Annotated in this window: 23 protein-coding genes; 6 read left to right on the forward strand and 17 right to left on the reverse strand. The window is 68.0% G+C overall.

The features are described 5' to 3' along the window. Nucleotides 1-51: 51 nt before the first annotated feature. Complete coding sequence (locus tag H7F16_RS04240) at nt 52-687, forward strand: ribonuclease T2 family protein (RefSeq protein ID WP_185796277.1); 636 nt, start codon at nt 52-54, stop codon at nt 685-687. A 410-nt stretch (nt 688-1,097) separates the two neighbouring features. Here H7F16_RS04240 and H7F16_RS04245 read toward each other — a convergent pair whose 3' ends face one another. Then, nucleotides 1,098-2,087, reverse strand: a complete 990-nt coding sequence (locus H7F16_RS04245; RefSeq protein WP_185796278.1) for an NAD(P)H-quinone oxidoreductase — start codon at nt 2,085-2,087, stop codon at nt 1,098-1,100. A gap of 16 nt (nt 2,088-2,103) precedes the next feature. Further along, entirely contained in the window at nt 2,104-2,814 is a 711-nt protein-coding gene (locus tag H7F16_RS04250) for a COQ9 family protein (protein ID WP_185796279.1), read from the reverse strand. Between the two features lie 107 nt (nt 2,815-2,921). On the opposite strand from H7F16_RS04250, the gene rpsU reads away from it, so the two are divergent. Next, on the forward strand, nt 2,922-3,128 hold the full coding sequence (gene rpsU, locus H7F16_RS04255; protein ID WP_008027119.1) for a 30S ribosomal protein S21: 207 nt from the start codon (nt 2,922-2,924) through the stop codon (nt 3,126-3,128). Between the two features lie 311 nt (nt 3,129-3,439). Here rpsU and H7F16_RS04260 read toward each other — a convergent pair whose 3' ends face one another. The 3 genes from H7F16_RS04260 to H7F16_RS04270 form a co-directional block, all read right to left on the reverse strand. Then, the gene (locus tag H7F16_RS04260; protein ID WP_185796280.1) at nt 3,440-5,146 is read right to left on the reverse strand and encodes a methyl-accepting chemotaxis protein; all 1,707 of its coding nucleotides are present in this window, start codon (nt 5,144-5,146) and stop codon (nt 3,440-3,442) included. After that, a complete protein-coding gene (locus tag H7F16_RS04265; RefSeq protein ID WP_185796281.1) occupies nt 5,139-5,408 on the reverse strand; it encodes a hypothetical protein in 270 nt (89 codons plus the stop codon). The genes H7F16_RS04260 and H7F16_RS04265 overlap by 8 nt, the downstream gene beginning before the upstream one ends. A gap of 81 nt (nt 5,409-5,489) precedes the next feature. After that, nucleotides 5,490-5,951, reverse strand: a complete 462-nt coding sequence (locus tag H7F16_RS04270) for an Lrp/AsnC family transcriptional regulator (RefSeq protein WP_185796282.1) — start codon at nt 5,949-5,951, stop codon at nt 5,490-5,492. A gap of 142 nt (nt 5,952-6,093) precedes the next feature. Here H7F16_RS04270 and ald point away from each other — a divergent pair, with 142 nt between their 5' ends. Then, nucleotides 6,094-7,212: an alanine dehydrogenase gene (gene ald / locus H7F16_RS04275; protein ID WP_185796283.1), complete on the forward strand. Its 1,119-nt coding sequence runs from the start codon at nt 6,094-6,096 to the stop codon at nt 7,210-7,212. A 43-nt stretch (nt 7,213-7,255) separates the two neighbouring features. Here the strand turns inward: ald and mscL are convergent, their stop codons facing one another. The 5 genes from mscL to mobA all read right to left on the reverse strand — a co-directional run bounded on the left by mscL (nt 7,256) and on the right by mobA (nt 10,339). After that, nucleotides 7,256-7,681: a large conductance mechanosensitive channel protein MscL gene (gene mscL / locus H7F16_RS04280; protein ID WP_185796284.1), complete on the reverse strand. Its 426-nt coding sequence runs from the start codon at nt 7,679-7,681 to the stop codon at nt 7,256-7,258. Between the two features lie 123 nt (nt 7,682-7,804). After that, the gene (locus H7F16_RS04285; protein ID WP_185796285.1) at nt 7,805-8,383 is read right to left on the reverse strand and encodes a GNAT family N-acetyltransferase; all 579 of its coding nucleotides are present in this window, start codon (nt 8,381-8,383) and stop codon (nt 7,805-7,807) included. Continuing rightward, nucleotides 8,380-9,252 carry a molybdopterin guanine dinucleotide synthesis gene (locus tag H7F16_RS04290; RefSeq protein ID WP_185796286.1) on the reverse strand — a complete coding sequence of 291 codons (873 nt, stop codon included), beginning with the start codon at nt 9,250-9,252 and terminating at the stop codon, nt 8,380-8,382. The genes H7F16_RS04285 and H7F16_RS04290 overlap by 4 nt, the downstream gene beginning before the upstream one ends. Continuing rightward, nucleotides 9,249-9,749: a molybdopterin-guanine dinucleotide biosynthesis protein B gene (gene mobB, locus H7F16_RS04295; protein WP_185796287.1), complete on the reverse strand. Its 501-nt coding sequence runs from the start codon at nt 9,747-9,749 to the stop codon at nt 9,249-9,251. Before mobB ends, H7F16_RS04290 begins: the two co-directional genes overlap by 4 nt. After that, the gene (mobA, locus tag H7F16_RS04300) at nt 9,746-10,339 is read right to left on the reverse strand and encodes a molybdenum cofactor guanylyltransferase MobA (RefSeq protein WP_185796288.1); all 594 of its coding nucleotides are present in this window, start codon (nt 10,337-10,339) and stop codon (nt 9,746-9,748) included. Before mobA ends, mobB begins: the two co-directional genes overlap by 4 nt. A gap of 70 nt (nt 10,340-10,409) precedes the next feature. Here mobA and H7F16_RS04305 point away from each other — a divergent pair, with 70 nt between their 5' ends. Beyond that, entirely contained in the window at nt 10,410-11,111 is a 702-nt protein-coding gene (locus H7F16_RS04305) for an AzlC family ABC transporter permease (protein ID WP_185796289.1), read from the forward strand. After that, nucleotides 11,108-11,431 (forward strand): AzlD domain-containing protein, encoded by a 324-nt coding sequence (locus tag H7F16_RS04310; protein ID WP_185796290.1) that lies wholly within the window; start codon nt 11,108-11,110, stop codon nt 11,429-11,431. Before H7F16_RS04305 ends, H7F16_RS04310 begins: the two co-directional genes overlap by 4 nt. Before the next feature lie 63 nt (nt 11,432-11,494). Here the strand turns inward: H7F16_RS04310 and H7F16_RS04315 are convergent, their stop codons facing one another. From H7F16_RS04315 to H7F16_RS04335, 5 genes are all read right to left on the reverse strand, one after another. Further along, a complete protein-coding gene (locus tag H7F16_RS04315) occupies nt 11,495-12,100 on the reverse strand; it encodes a hypothetical protein (protein WP_185796291.1) in 606 nt (201 codons plus the stop codon). 21 nt (nt 12,101-12,121) lie between these two features. Beyond that, nucleotides 12,122-12,265, reverse strand: coding sequence for an aa3-type cytochrome c oxidase subunit IV (locus H7F16_RS04320; RefSeq protein WP_185796292.1), 144 nt, complete (start codon nt 12,263-12,265; stop codon nt 12,122-12,124). A gap of 90 nt (nt 12,266-12,355) precedes the next feature. Next, the gene (locus tag H7F16_RS04325; RefSeq protein ID WP_241741172.1) at nt 12,356-12,871 is read right to left on the reverse strand and encodes a DUF6173 family protein; all 516 of its coding nucleotides are present in this window, start codon (nt 12,869-12,871) and stop codon (nt 12,356-12,358) included. Next, the gene (locus H7F16_RS04330; protein ID WP_185796293.1) at nt 12,868-13,890 is read right to left on the reverse strand and encodes an MBL fold metallo-hydrolase; all 1,023 of its coding nucleotides are present in this window, start codon (nt 13,888-13,890) and stop codon (nt 12,868-12,870) included. Before H7F16_RS04330 ends, H7F16_RS04325 begins: the two co-directional genes overlap by 4 nt. Next, nucleotides 13,887-15,560, reverse strand: coding sequence for an acyl-CoA dehydrogenase family protein (locus H7F16_RS04335; protein WP_185796294.1), 1,674 nt, complete (start codon nt 15,558-15,560; stop codon nt 13,887-13,889). The genes H7F16_RS04330 and H7F16_RS04335 overlap by 4 nt, the downstream gene beginning before the upstream one ends. 93 nt (nt 15,561-15,653) lie before the next feature. On the opposite strand from H7F16_RS04335, the gene H7F16_RS04340 reads away from it, so the two are divergent. Next, nucleotides 15,654-16,598 carry an L-threonylcarbamoyladenylate synthase gene (locus tag H7F16_RS04340; protein WP_185796295.1) on the forward strand — a complete coding sequence of 315 codons (945 nt, stop codon included), beginning with the start codon at nt 15,654-15,656 and terminating at the stop codon, nt 16,596-16,598. Between the two features lie 54 nt (nt 16,599-16,652). On the opposite strand, the gene H7F16_RS04345 is transcribed toward H7F16_RS04340, so the two are convergent. Both H7F16_RS04345 and greA read right to left on the reverse strand, forming a co-directional pair. Then, the gene (locus H7F16_RS04345) at nt 16,653-17,669 is read right to left on the reverse strand and encodes a hypothetical protein (RefSeq protein WP_338401956.1); all 1,017 of its coding nucleotides are present in this window, start codon (nt 17,667-17,669) and stop codon (nt 16,653-16,655) included. A gap of 12 nt (nt 17,670-17,681) precedes the next feature. Beyond that, nucleotides 17,682-18,152: a transcription elongation factor GreA gene (greA, locus tag H7F16_RS04350; protein WP_185796297.1), complete on the reverse strand. Its 471-nt coding sequence runs from the start codon at nt 18,150-18,152 to the stop codon at nt 17,682-17,684. Between the last annotated feature and the right edge of the window lie 35 nt (nt 18,153-18,187).

Consider the following 18,187-nt stretch of genomic DNA (forward strand, 5'->3'; position numbering starts at 1 on the left):
GGAAGTTCAATCGCGCATATAGTCAGTTTCGCACGATTAGGAAAGTGACAAATGACAGGCTTGCGATTGCTCCTTGTGGCGCTTCTGCTGCTGCCGCTTCCGGCCGGGGCCGAAGGCGAGCGTGCGGGGGATTTCGACTATTACCTGCTCTCGCTCTCGTGGTCGCCCACGTGGTGCGCCCTGACCGGCGATGCGCGCGGCGATCCGCAATGCGACCGCCCCCTCGGGTTCACGCTTCACGGTCTCTGGCCGCAATATGACGCGGGATATCCCAGCTATTGCCGAACCGGCGCGGCCGACCCCGCCCGCAGCGAAACCGCCGCGATGGCCGATATCATGGGCGGCGCGGGCCTTGCCTTCTACGAATGGAAGAAGCATGGCCGCTGCACGGGCCTTTCGGCGGCCGATTACTTCTCTACCGCCCGCCGCGCCCATGACAGCATCACCATCCCCCCCGTCCTGCGCCGCCTGTCGAAAGACGTCACCCTGCCCGCCAGCGTGGTCGAGGACGCCTTCCTCGAATCGAACCCGCAGTTGTCGGGCGACATGCTCACCGTCACCTGCGACGCCGGCATGATCGAAGAGGTCCGCATCTGCCTGACCCGCGATCTGGAGCCGAGGGCCTGCGGCGCCGATGTGGCCCGCGATTGCCGGATGAAAGACGCGGTGATGGAGCGGGTGCGGTAGCGGGCGGAAGGCAAATTGGCGCGTCACAAGCGCAACGACAAGGATTGCCCCGTGGCCCCAAGCCACGGGGCGCGCCCGACCCGCCCCCACGGGGCGGGCGCACGTATACGTGCACCCACCCCTCGGGTCGGTCGCGCCCCTGACGTTGCGCGATCCGAATCCGGAGCCGGGACATTCTGCTGACGCCCGGGCAGACAATAACGAGAGGGCTTCGGCAGACGCAAACCCTTCGTTTGGTGAACGGGGGATTGCCCCCCCACTCCACCGTCGGTCAACGCACTCCCGACCGCCACGACCTTGCCATCAATCTCCGTAGGGTGCGCACGCGCGGCGCACCATTACCGCCCCCTCACTCCACCCTCGGTCAGGTAGGGTGCGCACTCGCTGCGCACCGCCCCCACCAACGCCCCTCACTCCACCTTCAGCACGATCTTGCCCACATGGCCCGAGCTTTCCATCCGCGCATGCGCCTTCGCGGCATCCTCGAGCGCGAATTCGCTGTCCATCACGGGGCGGAACTTTCCGGCCGCGATCATCGGCCAGACATGCGCCTCCACCTCGGCGGCGATGCGCGCCTTGGCAAGGTCGCTCTGCGGGCGCAGGGTCGACCCTGTGATCGTCAACCGCCGCATCATCACCTCGGCAAAGTTCAACTCCACCTTCGGCCCCTGCAGAAAGGCGATCTGCACCAACCGCCCCTCCGTCGCCAGGGCCTTGACGTTGCGCGGCAGGTAGCTGCCCCCGACCATGTCGAGGATCAGTTGCGCCCCCCCCTCGTCATGCATCATCGCCACGAAATCGCCGGTGCGGTAATTCAGCGCCTTGTCGGCCCCCAAATCCTCGCAGGCGGCGCATTTCTCGTCAGAGCCCGCGGTGGTGAAAACCCGCGCCCCCAGCGCCTTGGCGATCTGGATGGCCGTCGTGCCGATTCCCGACGATCCGCCATGCACAAGAAAACGCTCGCCCGCCCGCAGGCCCCCGCGCATCACCACATTCGACCAGACGGTGAAACAGGTCTCGGGCAGGCAGGCGGCCTCGCGCATCCCCATCCCCGCCGGCACCGGCAGGGCATGCGCCTCGGGCGTCGCCACATATTCCGCGTATCCCCCGCCCGGCAGCAGGGCGCAGACCTTGTCGCCGATCTGCCACCGCGTGACGCCCGGCCCCACCTCGACCACCGTCCCCGACGCCTCGAGCCCCGGCAGGGGCGAGGCATTGGCAGGCGGCGCATAGCTTCCCGCCCGTTGCAGCGCATCGGGGCGGTTCACGCCGGCATAGGCCACGCGGATCACGATCTGCCCGTGTTTCGGCACTGGCACCGGCTTGGTCGCCGGCACCAGCACCTCGGGCCCGCCGGGTTCGCGGATCTCCACGGCGCGCATCGTGTGGGAAAGTTCCATGTCTCTGGCCTTTATCTCAGCGGAAGCGGTCCATCACCCTGCCCGGAAGATCATCCGGCACGGCAGGCACGCGCCATTTCTCCATCAGCTTCATCGGCCCTGCAAGCAGCGCTTTCCCGAGAGGGTTGTCGCGGATCGCGGCCTTGGCCTTTTCGATCTGCATCACATCCCCGATCCGCCGGTCGAGGAACTCCCACGTTGCCTGATGCCCGGGACTGTCGTCGCCCAGCCAGTAAAGCACCGTCGAGCCGTAAACCGCCGACAGCGTGGCGCGCTTCGAATACCAGTTCAGATCCCGCGTGGTGTCGCCCAAAGCCACCCATATCGCATCCGCCGTGCCCCAGACCAGTTTCGCCCCCTCGGCCGCGTGCTGCGGCAGGGCGAATAGCGTGGTGCCGCGCCGCACCAGCTCGCGGTCCTCGACCGCTTCCAGCCGCAGACGCACCGCATGGGCGATCCGGTCGCGGAACCGCATCGACGACAGATCGCCTGCCGCCAGCGCCGCCCGCATCTGCGCATCGCCGCGCAGATGATAGGCCACGGCAAGGTCGATCCCGCCCCGCGGGAACAATGCCCGCGCCAGCCCCGCCGACACGCCCGAATCGGCAATCGCCTCTTTCAGCGTGGTTTCCGACCAGCCGTCAAAGGGCACATGGGCCAGCGCCGCCGTCAGAACCGCGTCTTTCCAGTCGATCGCAGCCCCGTCTGCCGGATTTTCCGATGTCATCGCCGCTTCCTTTCCCGCTTTGGTGGACAAGCCCGTCACCGCTTGTTATAGGGCGCACGCCTGCACACTGTAGTGCAACTCTAACTTAGGAAGGTGGTGACAACCACATGCAGGTCAGCGTCCGCGACAATAACGTCGAACAGGCACTCCGTGCCCTCAAGAAAAAGCTCCAGCGCGAAGGCGTGTTCCGCGAAATGAAGCTCAAGCAGCATTTCGAGAAACCCTCCGTCAAAAAAGCGCGCGAGCAAGCCGAAGCCGTTCGCCGTGCGAGGAAACTCGCACGCAAGAAGCTCCAGCGCGAGGGCGGCCTCTGAGCCGTTAGCGACACTGGGGAACACTCCGCAAGGATTGCGCCCAAACGATCAACCCCCGTCCGTCAGGCCGGGGGTTTTTCTTTGGCAAGCCAAGCACCGCCCCAGCCCGCTTCGGCGGCCTTCAGGGAGCTGGGCAAAGGGCAAGGTCCGCACAGACGCCCTCGCCCGCCCTTACCACCCGCCCTGACCGCTTGGGCAGGGGGCGCAGCAAGGGCGGTCTGTCTGCAAAGGCTGCCGCCATGCCGCACTTTCCCGACCGCCCAGCCAGTTGCGACCCGCTACGCCGGTCTTTCTGCAACCGTCATCCCCCTTCAGGCCCTGCGCCGGAAACTCAGCGGCGCTTCCTCTTGCACGCGGAACTGGGCGACCGTTCCCTGCATTTCGTCGGTCACCGAAACCAGCGTCTGGCAGGCGGCTGACGTCTCCTCGAACATCGACGCGTTCTGCTGCGTCACGCGGTCCAGATCGGCAATCGCGGCGTTCATTTCGGCCAGCCCGCGCGATTGCGATTCCGCCGAGCGGGCGATGGTCGCCACATGCCCCGCCATCTCTTGGACCGAGGTCGTGATCTCGCCCAGCGCCTCGCCCGTGCGGCCGACCAGAAGCACGCCGTCGCGCACCTGTTCTCCGCTTTCCTCGATCAGCTGGTTGATCTCCTTGGCCGCATCCGAACAGCGCTGCGCCAGTGCCCGCACTTCCGATGCGACCACGGCGAACCCGCGCCCCGCTTCGCCCGCGCGCGCCGCCTCGACCCCCGCGTTCAGCGCCAGAAGATTGGTCTGGAAGGCAATCTCCCCGATCACATCCGTGATCCGCGCGATCTTGGTCGCGCTTTCGGAAATGCGGTTCATCGACCCGATGGCCTGACCGACGACCTCGCTGCCCTGCACCGCACTGCGCCGCGCCCCGTCGGTCGCCCCTTCGGCCTGCACCGCCAATGCGGCCGAGGCCTGCACCGTCGTCGTCAACTCGGTCATCGCGGCCGAGGTCTGCTCGAGCGTTGCCGCCTGCCGTTCGGTCCGCCGCGCAAGATCACCCGCCGCCTCGTTGATGGCGCGGGCCTCCGACCGGATCTGCCCTGTCACCTCTGACAGACGCCCGATCGCCCCTGCCAGCATTGCGGCGGCCTGATTGAAATCGACCCGAAGCCCTTCGTATTCCGGTGCCAGCGGATCATGGATCGTCACCTTCAGGTCACCCGAAGACAGGCGCGACAACCCTGCCCGCAACGCCTCGACCGCCGCTGCCGCCTTGGCCGCGGCCTCGGCCCTTATCTGTTCCTGCCGCGCCTCGGCCAGACGCACGGTTTCCGCCGCCGCCGCCGCGCGGGCCTGTTCGGCGCGCATCTCGGCCTGCGCTTGCTCGGCATGGGCGGCCTGCACCTCGGCGGCCGCCTTGGCGGCTTCGGCCAGGCGCAAGGCCGCGACAGCCTCGCCCTCGGCCCGATGCACCTGCGCCATCGTCTCGGCCAGCTTTTCCTGCCGCGCTTCGGCTTCGGCGATCAGGCCCCGCACACGGTGGACCGCCAGCAACAGCGCCGCCGTCTCTCCTGCGAGAATGGCACCATGCATCAGCGTGCGCTCTATATCGGTCAGCAGGCCGATTGACGGGTAGACCAGCACGGGCCACGCCACGCTCAGCACCAGATGGTGCAGCACCACCAGACCCGCCGCGACCAGCAGGGCCCGCATGTCGGTCATCGCGACCAAAGCCGCCATCGCGGCAAAGAAAAGCATGTGCAGATCGACCTGCCACGGATGCCCCGCCAGGGCCGCCGTCATCGCAACAGGCTGTCCGATCACGGCCAAAGCCGTCGCCACCCGCGCCACGGGTGCGGCCTGCCGCTGCCCCGACAGGCCCAGCGCCAGAAATCCGGCCGAAACCAGCGCCGCGGCAAACCCGTTGCCGACCGCCCAGCCGCTTGCCGCCGTCACAGGCAGAAAGACCGCCGCCGCCCAGACCAGCTTGCGCGCCGCTTCCGCCTGCGTGGCCGCAAAGGCGTTTCCAAGTTCACTCATCCTGTGCTCCACACATGCGGGCCAAGCCCGTGCCATCGGCCACGGCCCAAGCACCGCCAGCCCGCAACCTTTCAGGAAAATCCGCAGCCTCGCCCTGCGCCAGCACCGCAAAGGCGGCGCGTTCCGGCCCGACCAGCCGCCCGCCTGCCGCACCGACCAGCGCCACGGCATCGGCCCAGGGCGGCAGCAGCACCAGCACCGGCCCGCGCCCCGCCGGCGGCAGCGCCGCCAAGGGGGCTGCCAGCACCAACATACCTGCCATCCCGAAAAACCGGCCCATCCGCGCGCCCCAAGGGTTCACCTCGGCCCGTTCTACGCCAAGCGGGTTAACGCTTTGTCACCGTCACACGGCCAGCGCCGTCGTCTTGACGACCGTCCGCAAGGCAAAGCTGGAATGCATCTGCCGCACCCCCGGAAGGCGGCTCAGATACTGGCGGTGGATGCGGGCGAAATCCTCGGTATCCTCGGCCATGATCTTGATCAGGTAATCCGCCTGCCCCGCCATCAGATGGCATTCCAGAATGTCGGGTATCTTCGCCACCTCGCGCTCGAAGGCGTCGAGCAATTCGTCCGCCTGCCCCTGCAAGGTGATCTCGACGAAAACGGTCGTCGGCCGCCCGAGGCGCCGCGCATCCAGCAGCGCCACATAGCCCGCGATGAACCCCTCTTCCTCAAGCCGCTGCGTGCGGCGGTGGCAGGCCGAAGGCGACAGGTTCACCCGCTCCGACAGTTCGGCATTGGTGATCCGCCCTTCCTTCTGCAAGACGGTAAGGATCCGGCGGTCGGTTGCGTCAAGCTCGGACATGGCGGCAGGTTCCTGCGTGAATTCGTGTGATTGCCGAAGATTCTACCGCCCAAGCCCATGCGCGTCACCCAGAATTCAAAGCATCTGCGCCAAAGATGAACAAAGCTGGCCCCAAGGACAAAAGTCCAAGGGAGGAACGTCCATGAAAATCGGTTGCCCGAAAGAGATCAAACCGCAGGAATTCCGGGTCGGCATGACGCCGGGCGCGGTGCATGAAGCCGTGGCGCATGGCCACAGCGTGATGGTCGAAACCAACGCAGGCACGGGGTCGGGCTTTTCCGATGCCGATTACCTCGCCGCGGGGGCGCAGATCGTCGGCACCGCCGAAGAGCTGTTTGCCAAGTCCGAGATGATCGTGAAGGTCAAGGAACCCCAGGCCGTCGAACGCGTCCGCCTGCGCGAAGGGCAGCTTCTCTTCACCTATCTCCACCTCGCCCCCGATCCGGAACAGACCGCCGATCTGCTGAAATCCGGCGTCACCGCCATCGCCTATGAAACCGTGACCGACGCGCGTGGCGGCCTGCCCCTGCTTGCCCCCATGTCCGAGGTTGCGGGCCGTCTGGCCCCGCAGGTCGGGGCGTGGACGCTGCAAAAGGCCAATGGCGGGCGCGGCGTTCTGCTTGGCGGCGTGCCGGGGGTCGCTCCGGCCCGCGTCGTCGTGCTGGGGGGCGGGGTCGTCGGCACCCATGCCGCACGGGTCGCCGCCGGAATGGGCGCGGATGTGACCGTGCTCGACCGCTCGATCCTGCGCCTGCGCTACCTTGATGACACCTTCGGCGGGCTGTTCAAGAACGGCTATGCCAGCGCCGCCGCCACGGCCGAGCTGGTGCGCGATGCCGATATGGTCATCGGGGCCGTGCTGATCCCCGGTGCCGCCGCGCCGAAACTTGTCACCCGCGCACAGCTTTCAACCATGAAACCGGGTGCAGCCATCGTCGATGTCGCCATCGATCAGGGCGGCTGTTTCGAGACGAGCCACGCCACCACCCATCAGGACCCGATCTACACCGTCGACGGCATCCTGCACTATTGCGTGGCGAACATGCCGGGGGCCGTGGCCCGCACCTCGACCCAGGCGCTTGGCAACGCGACCCTGCCCTTCCTGCTGGCACTGGCCGACAAGGGCTGGAAAAAGGCCTGCGCCGACGATCCGCATCTGATGAACGGGCTCAACACCCATGCGGGCAAGCTGACTTACGAAGCGGTCGGCACAGCACTTGGCCTGCCCACCATCGCGGCAGCCGAAGCCCTGCGCCTGTAACGGGCAAAACGCCCGCCCCGTCATGCGGGGCGGGCGCATCCGGTCACTTCTTCAGCGCATCGCGGATCTGCAACAGAACGTCCAGTTCCGTCGGACCGCTCGGCGCGGCCGCCGCTGCGGCGGCTTCTTTCTTGGTGGTCGCGTCCTTCAGCTTGTTCACCGCTTTGACCAGCAGGAACACCACCCATGCGATGATCAGGAAGTTGATCACGGCAGTGATGAACGACCCATAGGCAAAGACCGGTGCCCCTGCCTCGCGCGCGGCGGCAAGAGACACGGGTGCTGTGCCCGACAGATCGAGGTAGAGGTTCGAAAAATCGACGCCGCCGGTGATCAGGCCGATGATCGGGTTGATCAGGTCAGCTACCAGCGAATTGACGATCGCCGTAAAGGCCGCGCCGATGATGATACCCACCGCCAGATCGACGACGTTGCCTTTGGCGATGAATGATTTGAACTCGTTCAGCATATCCCACGATTCCCTTGTTGTTATGCATTGCCCCGTTCATCCGAGGGGCTTCCTGCAACCGCGCCGAAGCGCAGCGCGACTATGGCACAACCAAGGGCTTCCGATAAACCGCTTTCACAACCTCTACAGGTTTCGCACCATCGTATGTGCCTCGCGGAACCCGAACACATAGCGAAGCGGGCCGATGGGCGTGCTGCGCTCAAGCGCGAAACCGCGCCGCTCGTACAGCGCCCGCGCCCGCGCGTTGGTGTCCACCACGTCCAGCCGCACCGCCCCGTAGCCCCGCGCCCGCCCTTCGTCGCAGATCGCCGCCAGCAGCGCCGTGCCGATGCCCTGCCCCCGCTGGTCGGGCCTGACGCACAGCCCGTCAAGAAGGAACCGCGTCTGGTCGCCGTCGCCGCCCAGCAACTGCATCACGCCGCTGCGCCATGCCCCGCCCCATGCCCCATAGACCGCGCGCAGATCGGCGGGCGTGCCGCCGGCGAAACTGCCGGCCGGAGTCTTGAACCCCGCAAGCCCGACCAGCCCCCCGGGGCCGACGGCGATGATGCAATGATCCGCCCGCATCACCCGCTCGACAAAGGCCAGCGCCAGAGGCTCCGGCCCCAGCACGCGCCCGAGCTTGCCGCCAAAAGCCTGCCAGTACAGCGCCGCCGCCTCGCGCCGCATCGCCTCGGGCAGGCCAAGCGCGCAGCGGATCATGCGGCCTCCAACGCGGCGCGCAACGCCGCCTCGTGGCCCGCACCCAGAATCCAGCCCTCGTCCGGCGGCAGGCCCGATGGCACCCGCATCAGCGCAGCGATCTGCCCCGCCCGCGCCAATCGCCGCAGCGACCGCGCCAGCAGCCGCACCTGCGCCGCATCCTTGATGCCCCCTTCCGCTGCCACCCGTGCCGCCAGAAGCGAGGGGTAGATTTCCGCCAGAACCACCCCCGCCCGTTCCGTCTCTGTCGCGTCAAAGGGCCAGACCGCCACGCCCGCGCCTTGCGCCAACCTGTGGACCATCGGCAGACCCATCAGCACCTGCGACCCGACCGACCCCGTGGTGTAAAGCTTCCACACCGGCTGCGCGCGCGGCACGACCTGCTCGACCGCCCGCCGCTCGGGCAATCCCAGCGCCGCATAATCCACAGCCTTGGTCGCGGGCAACGCGGGCAGCTCCAGCCCCGCCGGACGCCCCCAGAACGGCCCCGCCCCGCCAAAGGCACGGTTGATCTCTGCGGCCACGACGAACCGGTTGTTGCGGTTGCCTGCATCATCCGCGATGCGTCCGGCCATCCACGCCCAGACCGCCCGCGCCTCGGCCCGCCCCGTCAGCCGCGCGGCAAACCCCGCCGGATAGCCCAGCGCGAAATCGAAGCCGACCAGAACCCGCCGCCCCGCCGCCCGCTCGGCCGCCAGAACCGCGGCAAGCGCCGCCTCGGCCGCCGCCCGCGTGCGGAAATATTCCACCCGCTCGGCCTCGCCCGCCACACCGATCCAGATCGCATCCGCCGAAGGTCTGGCGGGCGACGGCGCCGAGGCCGCCGACCAGTCCACCACCACCACCGTATCGAATGCTGGGCCCGTCACGCGCCCCCCGTCAGGCCGACTTCGGCCAGAATGAAATCGGCCACCGCCTTGGCATCGTTCAAATCCAGCACCGGCACGGGCAGCGACATCGCCTCGTCCGTCGCCACCGCCCGCACAAGGGGGTCGCCGGGCTGGATCAGCTCGTGCCCTGTCTCGCGCCGCCACACCTCGACCTTGGCATGGGGATCACGCTTGTAGCCCTCGACCAGCACCAGATCGACGGGCGCCATCCGCGCCAGCACCTCGGCCAGTTCCGGCTCGGGTCCGCGATGCTCGTGCAGGATGGCGAAGCGATGGGCCGAAGCCAGCACCACCTCCGATGCCCCTGCCGCCCGATGCCGCCACGTGTCCTTGCCGGGCTGGTCCAGATCGACATCATGATGCACGTGCTTGACCGTAGACACGGTAAAGCCGCGCCCCGTGATCTCGGCCACCAGCCGCTCCATCAGGCCCGTCTTGCCAGAGTTCTTCCAGCCGATGACGCCGTAAACCTTCATATCCCCGCCCCGATCATGGCCTCCGCCCGCGCCAGATCATCGGGCGTGTTCAGATTGCCGAAAGCCCCGTTCCCTGCAAAATCCGCCCGCGCGGCACCCTGCATGTCGGCAAAGGCCCGCACCCGCGCCTTCTCGCCGCTCGCCAGAAAATCGCGCAGCGCCCCGCGCAGGCCCACGGGCCAAAGACCAAAGGTCGGGTGGTCATCGCCCCCCGACCGCGCCAAGGCCACGCCCCCCGCCGACCGCTCGGCCGCCAGCGCCAGTTGCGGCACGAGATCGCCCGGAAAAAAGGGGCAATCCACCGCCACCGTCACGATGGCCGTCGCCCCCAGCGGTGCCGCCCAGTCCAACCCCGCCAGCACCCCCGACAGCGGCCCCTGCGGCGCGTCATCCGCCAGCACGGGCAGGCCAAGCCCGCCGAAGCGCGCCGCATCGCCATTGGCGCTGATCGCCAGACGCTCCACCTGCGGCTCCAGCCTGTCGACCGACCGCGCGACAAGCGTGCGTCCCGCCAGACGCAGCAACGCCTTGTCGGCACCGCCCATCCGCCGGCCCTGACCGCCCGCAAGGATCACCCCGAAAAGCCGCACCCGTTTTGCCCTTTTCCTCCGCCCCCGAAAGGCCTAAGCCGAAGCGCCCTCAAGGTAAAGCAGCGCCCGCATGTCACCCGTCCGTTCCGCCTATTTCCGCGGCCTCCGAGCCTCGCTCCCCTTTACTGTGGTGGCGATTCCCTTCGGCATGCTTTTCGGCGTGGTTTCCACCGAAGCGGGCCTGCATGTCTGGGAGACGATGGTCTTTACCATCGCCGTTTTCGCGGGCGCCTCGCAATTCGCGGCGATCCAGACCATGCAGGAACAGGCGCCCGTCGTGATCGTGCTGCTGACCGCGCTGGCCGTGAACCTGCGGATGCTGATGTATTCCGTCGCCCTCGCCCCGCATTTCGGAACCACGCCGCTCTGGCTCCGCGCGGTGATGAGCTATTTCCTTGTCGACCAGACCTTTGCCACCACGATCGTCGAGGTGGAAAAGAACCCCCGCCTGACCCAGTCCGAAAAGGTCGCCTTCTTCTTCGGCACGGTGACACCCATCGTTCCGGCATGGTTTGCCGCAGCCCTTGCCGGGGCCATCGTCGGCCGCGCCGTGCCGCCGGAATGGGCGCTCGACTTCGCGCTGCCCATCACCTTCCTCGGCATGGTGGCCCCCATGCTGCGCAGCCTGCCCCATGTCGCGGCTGCGGCAACCGGCATCGCGCTGTCGCTGGCGCTGGCGTGGATGCCCTTCGGCACCGGCCTTCTGGTCGCAGCCAGCATCGCCATGACCGTGGGCGCCCTGCTCGACGCTTGGACCGAGGCGCGCAAATGATCGACCGCAGCACGCTTTACATCGTCATTCCCGCGCTCGCGCTCGGCACCTATCTCATCCGCTTTTCCTTCCTCGGCACGCTGGGCAACCGCCCGCTGCCCGCATGGCTGACCCGCGCGCTGAAGTTTACCGCCGTGGCGATCCTGCCCGCCCTTGTCGCCCCCGGCGTGTTCTGGCCTGCCGCGACGAACGGCCAGACCGATCCCGCCCGCCTGACCGCAGCCATCGTCACGCTGGCCGTGGGCATCGCCACAAGGAACACGCTCGCCGCCATCACCGCAGGGGCTGTGGCGCTCTATGCGATGCTGGCGCTGTTCTGAAACGCAAAAGGGCGCGCAACATCTGCGCACCCTTCCTGTCGACCGTCCGGTCCTGTTGCGGGCTTACTTCGGGCCTTCGCCCGCCTGCACCAGCAACACCCCGTGGTTGTTGTCGGCGTCCTCGTCGCGGATTTCCTTTTCCACGACACCGGGCAGCTTGGCAAAGGCGTCATGCAACTTGTTCGGGAACCACGTCGACGGCAGGTCTTCGAACCCCGGCACATCGCGCAGGATGCTGGAAATCGAATTGGCGCATTGGGCCTTGGGCACCGCCCCATAGGCCTTGGCCCGTGCGGCGACCATTTCGGCCACGGCGGGGCTGACGGTCACCGTCTGCTCCTGCACGCGAAAGGTCTCGCGGGCGTGGTAGTCGATGTAGAACAGCACCATCTTGTCGGTGATGCCGTAATGCACGTCATTGCGCTCGGGGATCGCGGGGTGATGCCAGGTCCCCGCCGGATCGAACATGATCCGCTCCGACGCGTTTATAAGCAGCCCGCTATGCGCGCCCGCGCCCGAATTGTTGTTGACCACCGTGAACAGCGTGATGGTCTTTGGCCCCTCGGCCACGAAATGCGCGGCTGCAACCGCCTCGTCAGGCGCCCAGACGGGTTCGGCCCCGCAGGCCGAAAGCGTCAGGGCCGCCGCACAAAGAGCCAGCGCGCGCATCATGGACAAGGGGTTTTCCACTTAGCCGTTCACGATCGCCATGAAGATCAGGATGCAGATCACCAGCACGGCGCCGCGGCTTACGAACCACATGAAATTGTCGAAGGTCTTTTCCTGCACACGGATATCCATGTTGCCCGGCTTGTAGTCGCTATGATCGGCCATGACGGTTCCCTTTCGTATCGTTTTGCCGCGACATACCCGATTCACCGCGCGCTGTCACGGGTGCATCGCCCGCCACGGGGTCGCATCCCCTCAGGCCGAGGCATCGCCCGACTCGCCCCCCGCCCATTGCTGCATCATGGTAAATCCGATGCGCCGCGGCGGTTCGGCAGGGCTTTCCTTGGGCACGGCGCGCAGGATCACGTTCAACTGGCTGACATGCTGGATCATCTGGGTCTTCAGCCCGTCCTCGTCGCGCCCGTAGAACGTGACAAGATCGGGTTCGAAATATCCCACACCCTCGATCTGCAACACGCCGCCCGCGCCGCCGGTGAAGCCCATCGCCACCTCATGCGCGGCGTCGAGCTGCGCCTCGAAGTTCTGGATATACAGGATCAGCCGGTCATAGGCCCATTCGGCGGGGCTTTTGTCCCTGACCGGACGTTTCGACATCACCTGCGGCAGGGGCGCGTTTTCCACCGTGACCGCCTGCGCCGGGTCGCAATGCACCGCACCCGAGCGCGGCGCCACCGCGCCCGCCTCTTTCTGTGTCCCCGCCGCCTTCGCGCCCGCCACCTTCGCGCCCGCCGCCTTCGTCTTGCCGCTCATGCCCTTCCCTCCGCTTGCCACAGCCACGCCCCCGCTTGCGACAGATGGCGCGTGACCAGCCCCCGTGTCGCCAGACAGTTCAGATGCGCCACCGCCTCGACAAGCGCGAGCCCCGCCTCGGCCCCGCCGATCTCGCGCTTGAACAGTGGCAGGAAACACTCCACCGCAGGGCGCGGCGTGGCAAGATGCTCGATCAACCGCTCCAATGCGGCCTCGTGGTTCTCGATCATCTGCACCAGACGGAAGGGCAAGCCCGTAAAGGGCAGCTTGTGCCCCGGCAGGATCACATCTTCCTCGCGCGCGACGGTCTGGAACCTGCGGCAACTGTCCAGCCATTCGCTCAGCGGGTCGGCATCCGGCTCGGTCGGGTAGACCCCGATATTGGCCGATATCCCCGGCAAAAGCTGGTCCCCCCCAAGCACAAGGCCATCGGTCCAAAGCGTCGCATGTTCGGGCGCGTGCCCGTCGCCGCAGCGCACCCGCCAGTCGCGCCCGCCTGCGGTGATGCTGTCCCCCTCGCGGATGCGGCGAAAGCCGGGCGGCAATGCCTCGACCACGTCGCAGAAATTGAACGGGCGCTCCGCCGCCCGCCGCGCCAGCTCGGCCGCCGGAATGCCCGCCAGCCTTTGCCATGACAGCGCCTCGGCCGAAGGCACCGCCTGCTCGTCCAGCACCAGCATCCGCGCGTAAAGCCAGCTCGTGCGGGTTGTCACCAGCTCGGCCCCCCGCGCCTGAAACCATCCGGCAAGGCCGATGTGGTCGGGGTGGTAATGCGTCACGATCACCCGCCTGACGGGCCTGCCACCCAGCGGCCCCGCCATCAGCGCCTCCCAGATCGCCTTGCCGCGGCGCGAGGAAAAGCCCGTGTCCACCACGGTCCAGCCATCGCCGTCGTCCAGCGCAAAGACATTGACATGGTCCAGCGCCATGGGCAGCGGCAGGCGCATCCACAAAATGCCCTCGGCCACCGCGATGGCCTCGCCCTCGGCGGGTGCGGTCCCGAACGGATGCCGGATCATGCCACCACCGCATAAAGGTCGGCGGCCCCCAGCCGCACCTGCGCCAGCAGCCCCGCATATTCCGGCAACATCCGCCCCAGCGCCACCCGCGCCAGCGCCGCCCGCGCCGGATCGGCCAAAGCCGCCCGCACATGGAAATGCGCGCCCAGCACCAGCGCAAAGGCGCGCAGGTAGGCCACCGCCCCGGCCTGACGGTCGACCATCGGCATCGCCAACAGCTCTTTCGTCACCGCCCGCAACTCTTGCGCCGCAAAGGCAAGGGCCGGCGCGCCACCCGCTTCCGCCTCGACCTCGTCCAGCAGCGCAAAGGCCGCGGCCCCGCCATCGGCCAACTTGCGCCCGACAAGGTCCATCGCCTGTATCCCGTTGGTGCCTTCGTAAATCCGCGTCACCCGCACATCGCGCAGCAACTGGGCGACGCCGGTTTCCTCGATGAACCCCATCCCGCCATGCACCTGCACCGCCATATCCGCAACACGGCTGCCCGCATCGGTGCCATATGCCTTGGCGATCGGCGTCAGAAAGGCCGCCCGCGCCGCCCATCCGGCCGCGCCACCCGCCTCGCCCGAAGCCCGCGCCATATCGCCCGCCACGGCACAGGCCAGCGCTATGGCCCGCGCCGAAAACACCTCGGCCCGCATCTCGGCCAGCATCCGCCGCACATCGGCATGTCCGGAAATCGGCCCCTCGCCCAGCGGGGTCCGCCCCTGCACCCGCGCCGCCGCAAAGGCCTCGGCCGCCTGCAAGGCCGCCTCTGCCACGCCCACGCCCTGCACCGCCACACCAAGCCGCGCGTTGTTCATCATCGTGAACATCGCCGCCATCCCCCGATGCGGCGCCCCCACCAGCCAGCCCACCGCGCCCGCGAAGTCCATCACGCAGGTGGGCGACCCGTGCAGCCCCAGCTTATGCTCCAACCCCACGACCGACAGCGCATTCGGCCGTGCCGGACGCCCTTGGGCATCGGGCAGGACCTTCGGCACAAGGAACAGGCTGATCCCGCCCGTCCCCGCAGCCGCATCGGGCAGACGCGCCAGCACAAGATGGCAGATGTTCGGCATGAACGCCGCATCGCCCCAAGTGATGTAGATCTTCTGCCCCGTTACCGCATAGGTGCCGTCGCCCAGCGGCTCGGCCCTGCACCGCAGCGCGCCGACATCCGACCCCGCCTGCGGCTCGGTCAGGTTCATCGTCCCGCTCCATTCGCCCGAAACCAGCTTCGGCAGATAAAGCGCCCTGATCGCCTCCGACCCGTGATGCTCCAGCGCCTCGATCTGCCCCTGCGTGAGCAAAGGGTTCAGTTGCAGGGCCAGACAGGCCCCCGAGAACATCTCGTTCACCGCCATCGCCACGGTCACGGGCAACCCCATGCCGCCATAGGCTTCGGGCGCGGCCATGCCGACCCATCCGCCTGCGGCAATGGCCCGATAGGCCTCGGCGAAGCCCGCAGGGCCGCGAACGCCGCCCGCTTCAAGCCGCGCGCCCTCGCGGTCGCCGCTGCGGTTCAGCGGTGCCAGAACCTCCTCGGCCAAGCGCCCCGCCTCGGCCAGAATTGCCCTGACCGTCGCCGACCCCGCCTGCCCGAACCGCTCGGTTGCGGCCACCTGCGGCAGTCCCACCACCCGATCCAGCAGGAACTGCAACTCCTCCAGCGGCGCGCGATAGGTCATGTCCGTCCTCGTCTTGCTTGTGAAACAGGGATCACGGGGCTATGCCGTGGAACCTACCCCAAGCCCCGACCGCCACAAGCCAAACCTCGCGTCATGACCGAAACCCTGCTGCCCACGCCCCAAGGACTGATCCGCGCCGCAGCCATCCTGTCGGCGGGCGGACTCGTGGCCTTTCCGACCGAAACGGTCTACGGCCTTGGCGGAGATGCGCGGTCCGACCATGCCGTGGCGCGGATCTTCGATGCCAAGGGCCGCCCCCGTTTCAACCCGCTGATCGTCCACGTGCCCGACCTTGCGGCCGCCCGCCGCTATGCCCGCTTCGACGCCCGCGCCGAGGCCATCGCCGCTGCCTTCTGGCCCGGCCCGCTGACGCTGGTCCTGCCGCTGCGCGAGGATGCGGGGCTTTCCCCCCTCGTCACCGCAGGGCTCGATACCGTGGCCATCCGCGTTCCGGCCCATGCCACCGCGCGCGCCCTGCTCGCGGCCTTCGACGGCCCGCTTGCCGCGCCCTCGGCCAACCCCTCGGGCAAGGTCTCGCCCACCCGCGCCGACCATGTGGCCGCAGGGCTGACAGGCCGGATCGACGCCATCCTGAACGGCGGGGCCTGTGCCGTAGGGGTGGAATCCACCATCCTCGGCCTTGCGGGCAAAGCGCAGCTGCTGCGCCCCGGCGGCATCCCCGCCGAAGTGCTGGAAGCCGCCCTCGGCCAGCCACTCGCCACGGGCGGCAGCGCCGAGACGCCGAACGCGCCGGGGCAATTGGCCAGCCACTACGCCCCCGCAGCCCCCCTGCGCCTGAACGTGACAGAACCGGCAGCGGGCGAAACTTGGGTCGGCTTCGGCCCCTGCGCGGGTGCGGCGCTCTCGCTCTCGGCCACGGGCGATCTGGTCGAAGCCGCCGCCAACCTGTTCCACATCCTGCGCGAGGCCGACCGCATCGCTGGCCCCGCAGGCATCGCCTTTGCCCCTGTCCCGCAAACGGGCCTTGGCCGCGCGATCAACGACCGCCTTGGCCGCGCCGCAGCCCCCAGACCCTAGCCAGATCCGTTCGGACGGATCTGCAAATTTCTTGCAAGAAATTTGCCCGCGCCCTCAGTCGAAGGTTCCCGTCACCCGACCGAACAGCATGAAGGCCCGCGCCGTGCGCGTGTCGCCCAACTCGGCAAGGTCAGAATCCGAGGCATTCGGCTCCACCTCCTGGAACACCTTGTCAAAGGTCCGCAGGAAATGATGCCCCGCATCGCGGAACACCGGGTCCTCGCGCATCCGCCCAGCGGTCAGCGCCAGCGACGAGCGGTCGCGAATCCCGCCAAGGCCCGCAATCGCCCGCCCGCGCTCTCCGGCGGCGAACTTGCGCCACAACTCGGGCCGCGCCCGCTCGGGGCGCAGGTCATCCATGTAGATGCCTTCCTGCGACAGAAGGGTCAGCACATCCTGCGCCGCCCGCACCAGCTTGGCGGCGCTGCGGTCCTCCAGCGCCAGACGCAAGGCGCGGAACCCCGCCTTGTCATCCGGCCCTTCGGGAAAATTCATCGCGCGGATGAAGTCGGCCACCGCCAGCGGCGGGCGCAGCGCATCCGCAGGTGTCCCGAGCGCAAGCGTCGGCTCGTCATCGGCCGACGGTTTCGGCGCAACCAGCGCGGCCTTGCGGTCGGCGGACGGCACCGTCAGGCTGCCATCCCGCCGCGTCTGGAACGAGGCCAGCGCCACCCCCGCCTCCTTGGTCACAGCCGCAATCTCGTCAAGCCGCTGCTCGACCACCGGCTTCATCGAGGCCGCCGATTGCTGCCCCACCAGATAGGCGTTGCGCATCGCGTCCACCGTGGCCTGCAACCGTGCCGCCTCGGCCCGCAGCACCCGCACCGACCGCAGCGTCGTCACCGCCGCCCAGATCAGCGCCAGCGGCAGGAACACCACCAGCAGCGTCATCACCAGCCCCAGCAAGCCCGCGCCATCCGACGGCGGCGACACCAGCGCATAGGCGATCACCGCCACCACCCAGACCACCGCCAGTCCGGCGGCAACCAGCTCGGTCGCGCCCAGCCCCGTGGGCTCATCCGCCCGAAGGAAGACTCCCAGCCCCGGCTTAGGTCTTTCGTCGTCGGTCATCCCCATCCCCGATCAGATGTAGCGGATGCTCAGGATCTCGTAGCTTTTCTGCCCGCCGGGGGTCTTGACCTCGACGCTGTCGCCCTCGTCCTTGCCGATCAGCGCGCGCGCCAGCGGCGAGCGGATGTTCAACAGGCCGCGCTCGATATCGGCCTCGGCCTCGCCCACGATCTGGTAGGTCTTTTCCTCGTCGCTGTCCTCGTCCACCACCGTGACGGTCGCGCCGAACTTGACCGCGCCCGACAGTTTGGTCGGGTCGATCACCTCGGCCAGCGACACCAGCGCCTCAAGCTCCTTGATGCGCCCCTCGATGAAAGACTGCTTTTCGCGCGCCGCATGGTATTCGGCGTTCTCCGACAGGTCGCCATGCTCGCGCGCTTCCGCAATCGCGCGGATCACGGCGGGCCGCTCGACCGATTTCAGCAGTTTCAGCTCGTCGTCCAGCGCGGTGAAGCCCGCACGCGTCATCGGAATCTTTTCCATCGGCTCCAACACAAACAAAAAGGAAGCCACGGTCC

This window comes from Paragemmobacter straminiformis, from assembly GCF_014243445.1.
In the GTDB taxonomy this organism is placed as follows: domain Bacteria; phylum Pseudomonadota; class Alphaproteobacteria; order Rhodobacterales; family Rhodobacteraceae; genus Paragemmobacter; species Paragemmobacter straminiformis.

What these genes read in the sequence shown, in the direction of transcription:
- H7F16_RS04240 (WP_185796277.1), top strand. Translation starts at nt 52, where the DNA reads ATGACAGGCTTGCGATTGCTCCTTGTGGCGCTTCTGCTGCTGCCGCTT.
- H7F16_RS04245 (WP_185796278.1), bottom strand. Translation starts at nt 2,087, where the DNA reads ATGGAACTTTCCCACACGATGCGCGCCGTGGAGATCCGCGAACCCGGC.
- H7F16_RS04250 (WP_185796279.1), bottom strand. Translation starts at nt 2,814, where the DNA reads ATGACATCGGAAAATCCGGCAGACGGGGCTGCGATCGACTGGAAAGAC.
- rpsU (WP_008027119.1), top strand. Translation starts at nt 2,922, where the DNA reads ATGCAGGTCAGCGTCCGCGACAATAACGTCGAACAGGCACTCCGTGCC.
- H7F16_RS04260 (WP_185796280.1), bottom strand. Translation starts at nt 5,146, where the DNA reads ATGAGTGAACTTGGAAACGCCTTTGCGGCCACGCAGGCGGAAGCGGCG.
- H7F16_RS04265 (WP_185796281.1), bottom strand. Translation starts at nt 5,408, where the DNA reads ATGGCAGGTATGTTGGTGCTGGCAGCCCCCTTGGCGGCGCTGCCGCCG.
- H7F16_RS04270 (WP_185796282.1), bottom strand. Translation starts at nt 5,951, where the DNA reads ATGTCCGAGCTTGACGCAACCGACCGCCGGATCCTTACCGTCTTGCAG.
- ald (WP_185796283.1), top strand. Translation starts at nt 6,094, where the DNA reads ATGAAAATCGGTTGCCCGAAAGAGATCAAACCGCAGGAATTCCGGGTC.
- mscL (WP_185796284.1), bottom strand. Translation starts at nt 7,681, where the DNA reads ATGCTGAACGAGTTCAAATCATTCATCGCCAAAGGCAACGTCGTCGAT.
- H7F16_RS04285 (WP_185796285.1), bottom strand. Translation starts at nt 8,383, where the DNA reads ATGATCCGCTGCGCGCTTGGCCTGCCCGAGGCGATGCGGCGCGAGGCG.
- mobB (WP_185796287.1), bottom strand. Translation starts at nt 9,749, where the DNA reads ATGAAGGTTTACGGCGTCATCGGCTGGAAGAACTCTGGCAAGACGGGC.
- H7F16_RS04305 (WP_185796289.1), top strand. Translation starts at nt 10,410, where the DNA reads ATGTCACCCGTCCGTTCCGCCTATTTCCGCGGCCTCCGAGCCTCGCTC.
- H7F16_RS04310 (WP_185796290.1), top strand. Translation starts at nt 11,108, where the DNA reads ATGATCGACCGCAGCACGCTTTACATCGTCATTCCCGCGCTCGCGCTC.
- H7F16_RS04315 (WP_185796291.1), bottom strand. Translation starts at nt 12,100, where the DNA reads ATGCGCGCGCTGGCTCTTTGTGCGGCGGCCCTGACGCTTTCGGCCTGC.
- H7F16_RS04320 (WP_185796292.1), bottom strand. Translation starts at nt 12,265, where the DNA reads ATGGCCGATCATAGCGACTACAAGCCGGGCAACATGGATATCCGTGTG.
- H7F16_RS04325 (WP_241741172.1), bottom strand. Translation starts at nt 12,871, where the DNA reads ATGAGCGGCAAGACGAAGGCGGCGGGCGCGAAGGTGGCGGGCGCGAAG.
- H7F16_RS04330 (WP_185796293.1), bottom strand. Translation starts at nt 13,890, where the DNA reads ATGATCCGGCATCCGTTCGGGACCGCACCCGCCGAGGGCGAGGCCATC.
- H7F16_RS04335 (WP_185796294.1), bottom strand. Translation starts at nt 15,560, where the DNA reads ATGACCTATCGCGCGCCGCTGGAGGAGTTGCAGTTCCTGCTGGATCGG.
- H7F16_RS04340 (WP_185796295.1), top strand. Translation starts at nt 15,654, where the DNA reads ATGACCGAAACCCTGCTGCCCACGCCCCAAGGACTGATCCGCGCCGCA.
- H7F16_RS04345 (WP_338401956.1), bottom strand. Translation starts at nt 17,669, where the DNA reads ATGACCGACGACGAAAGACCTAAGCCGGGGCTGGGAGTCTTCCTTCGG.
- greA (WP_185796297.1), bottom strand. Translation starts at nt 18,152, where the DNA reads ATGGAAAAGATTCCGATGACGCGTGCGGGCTTCACCGCGCTGGACGAC.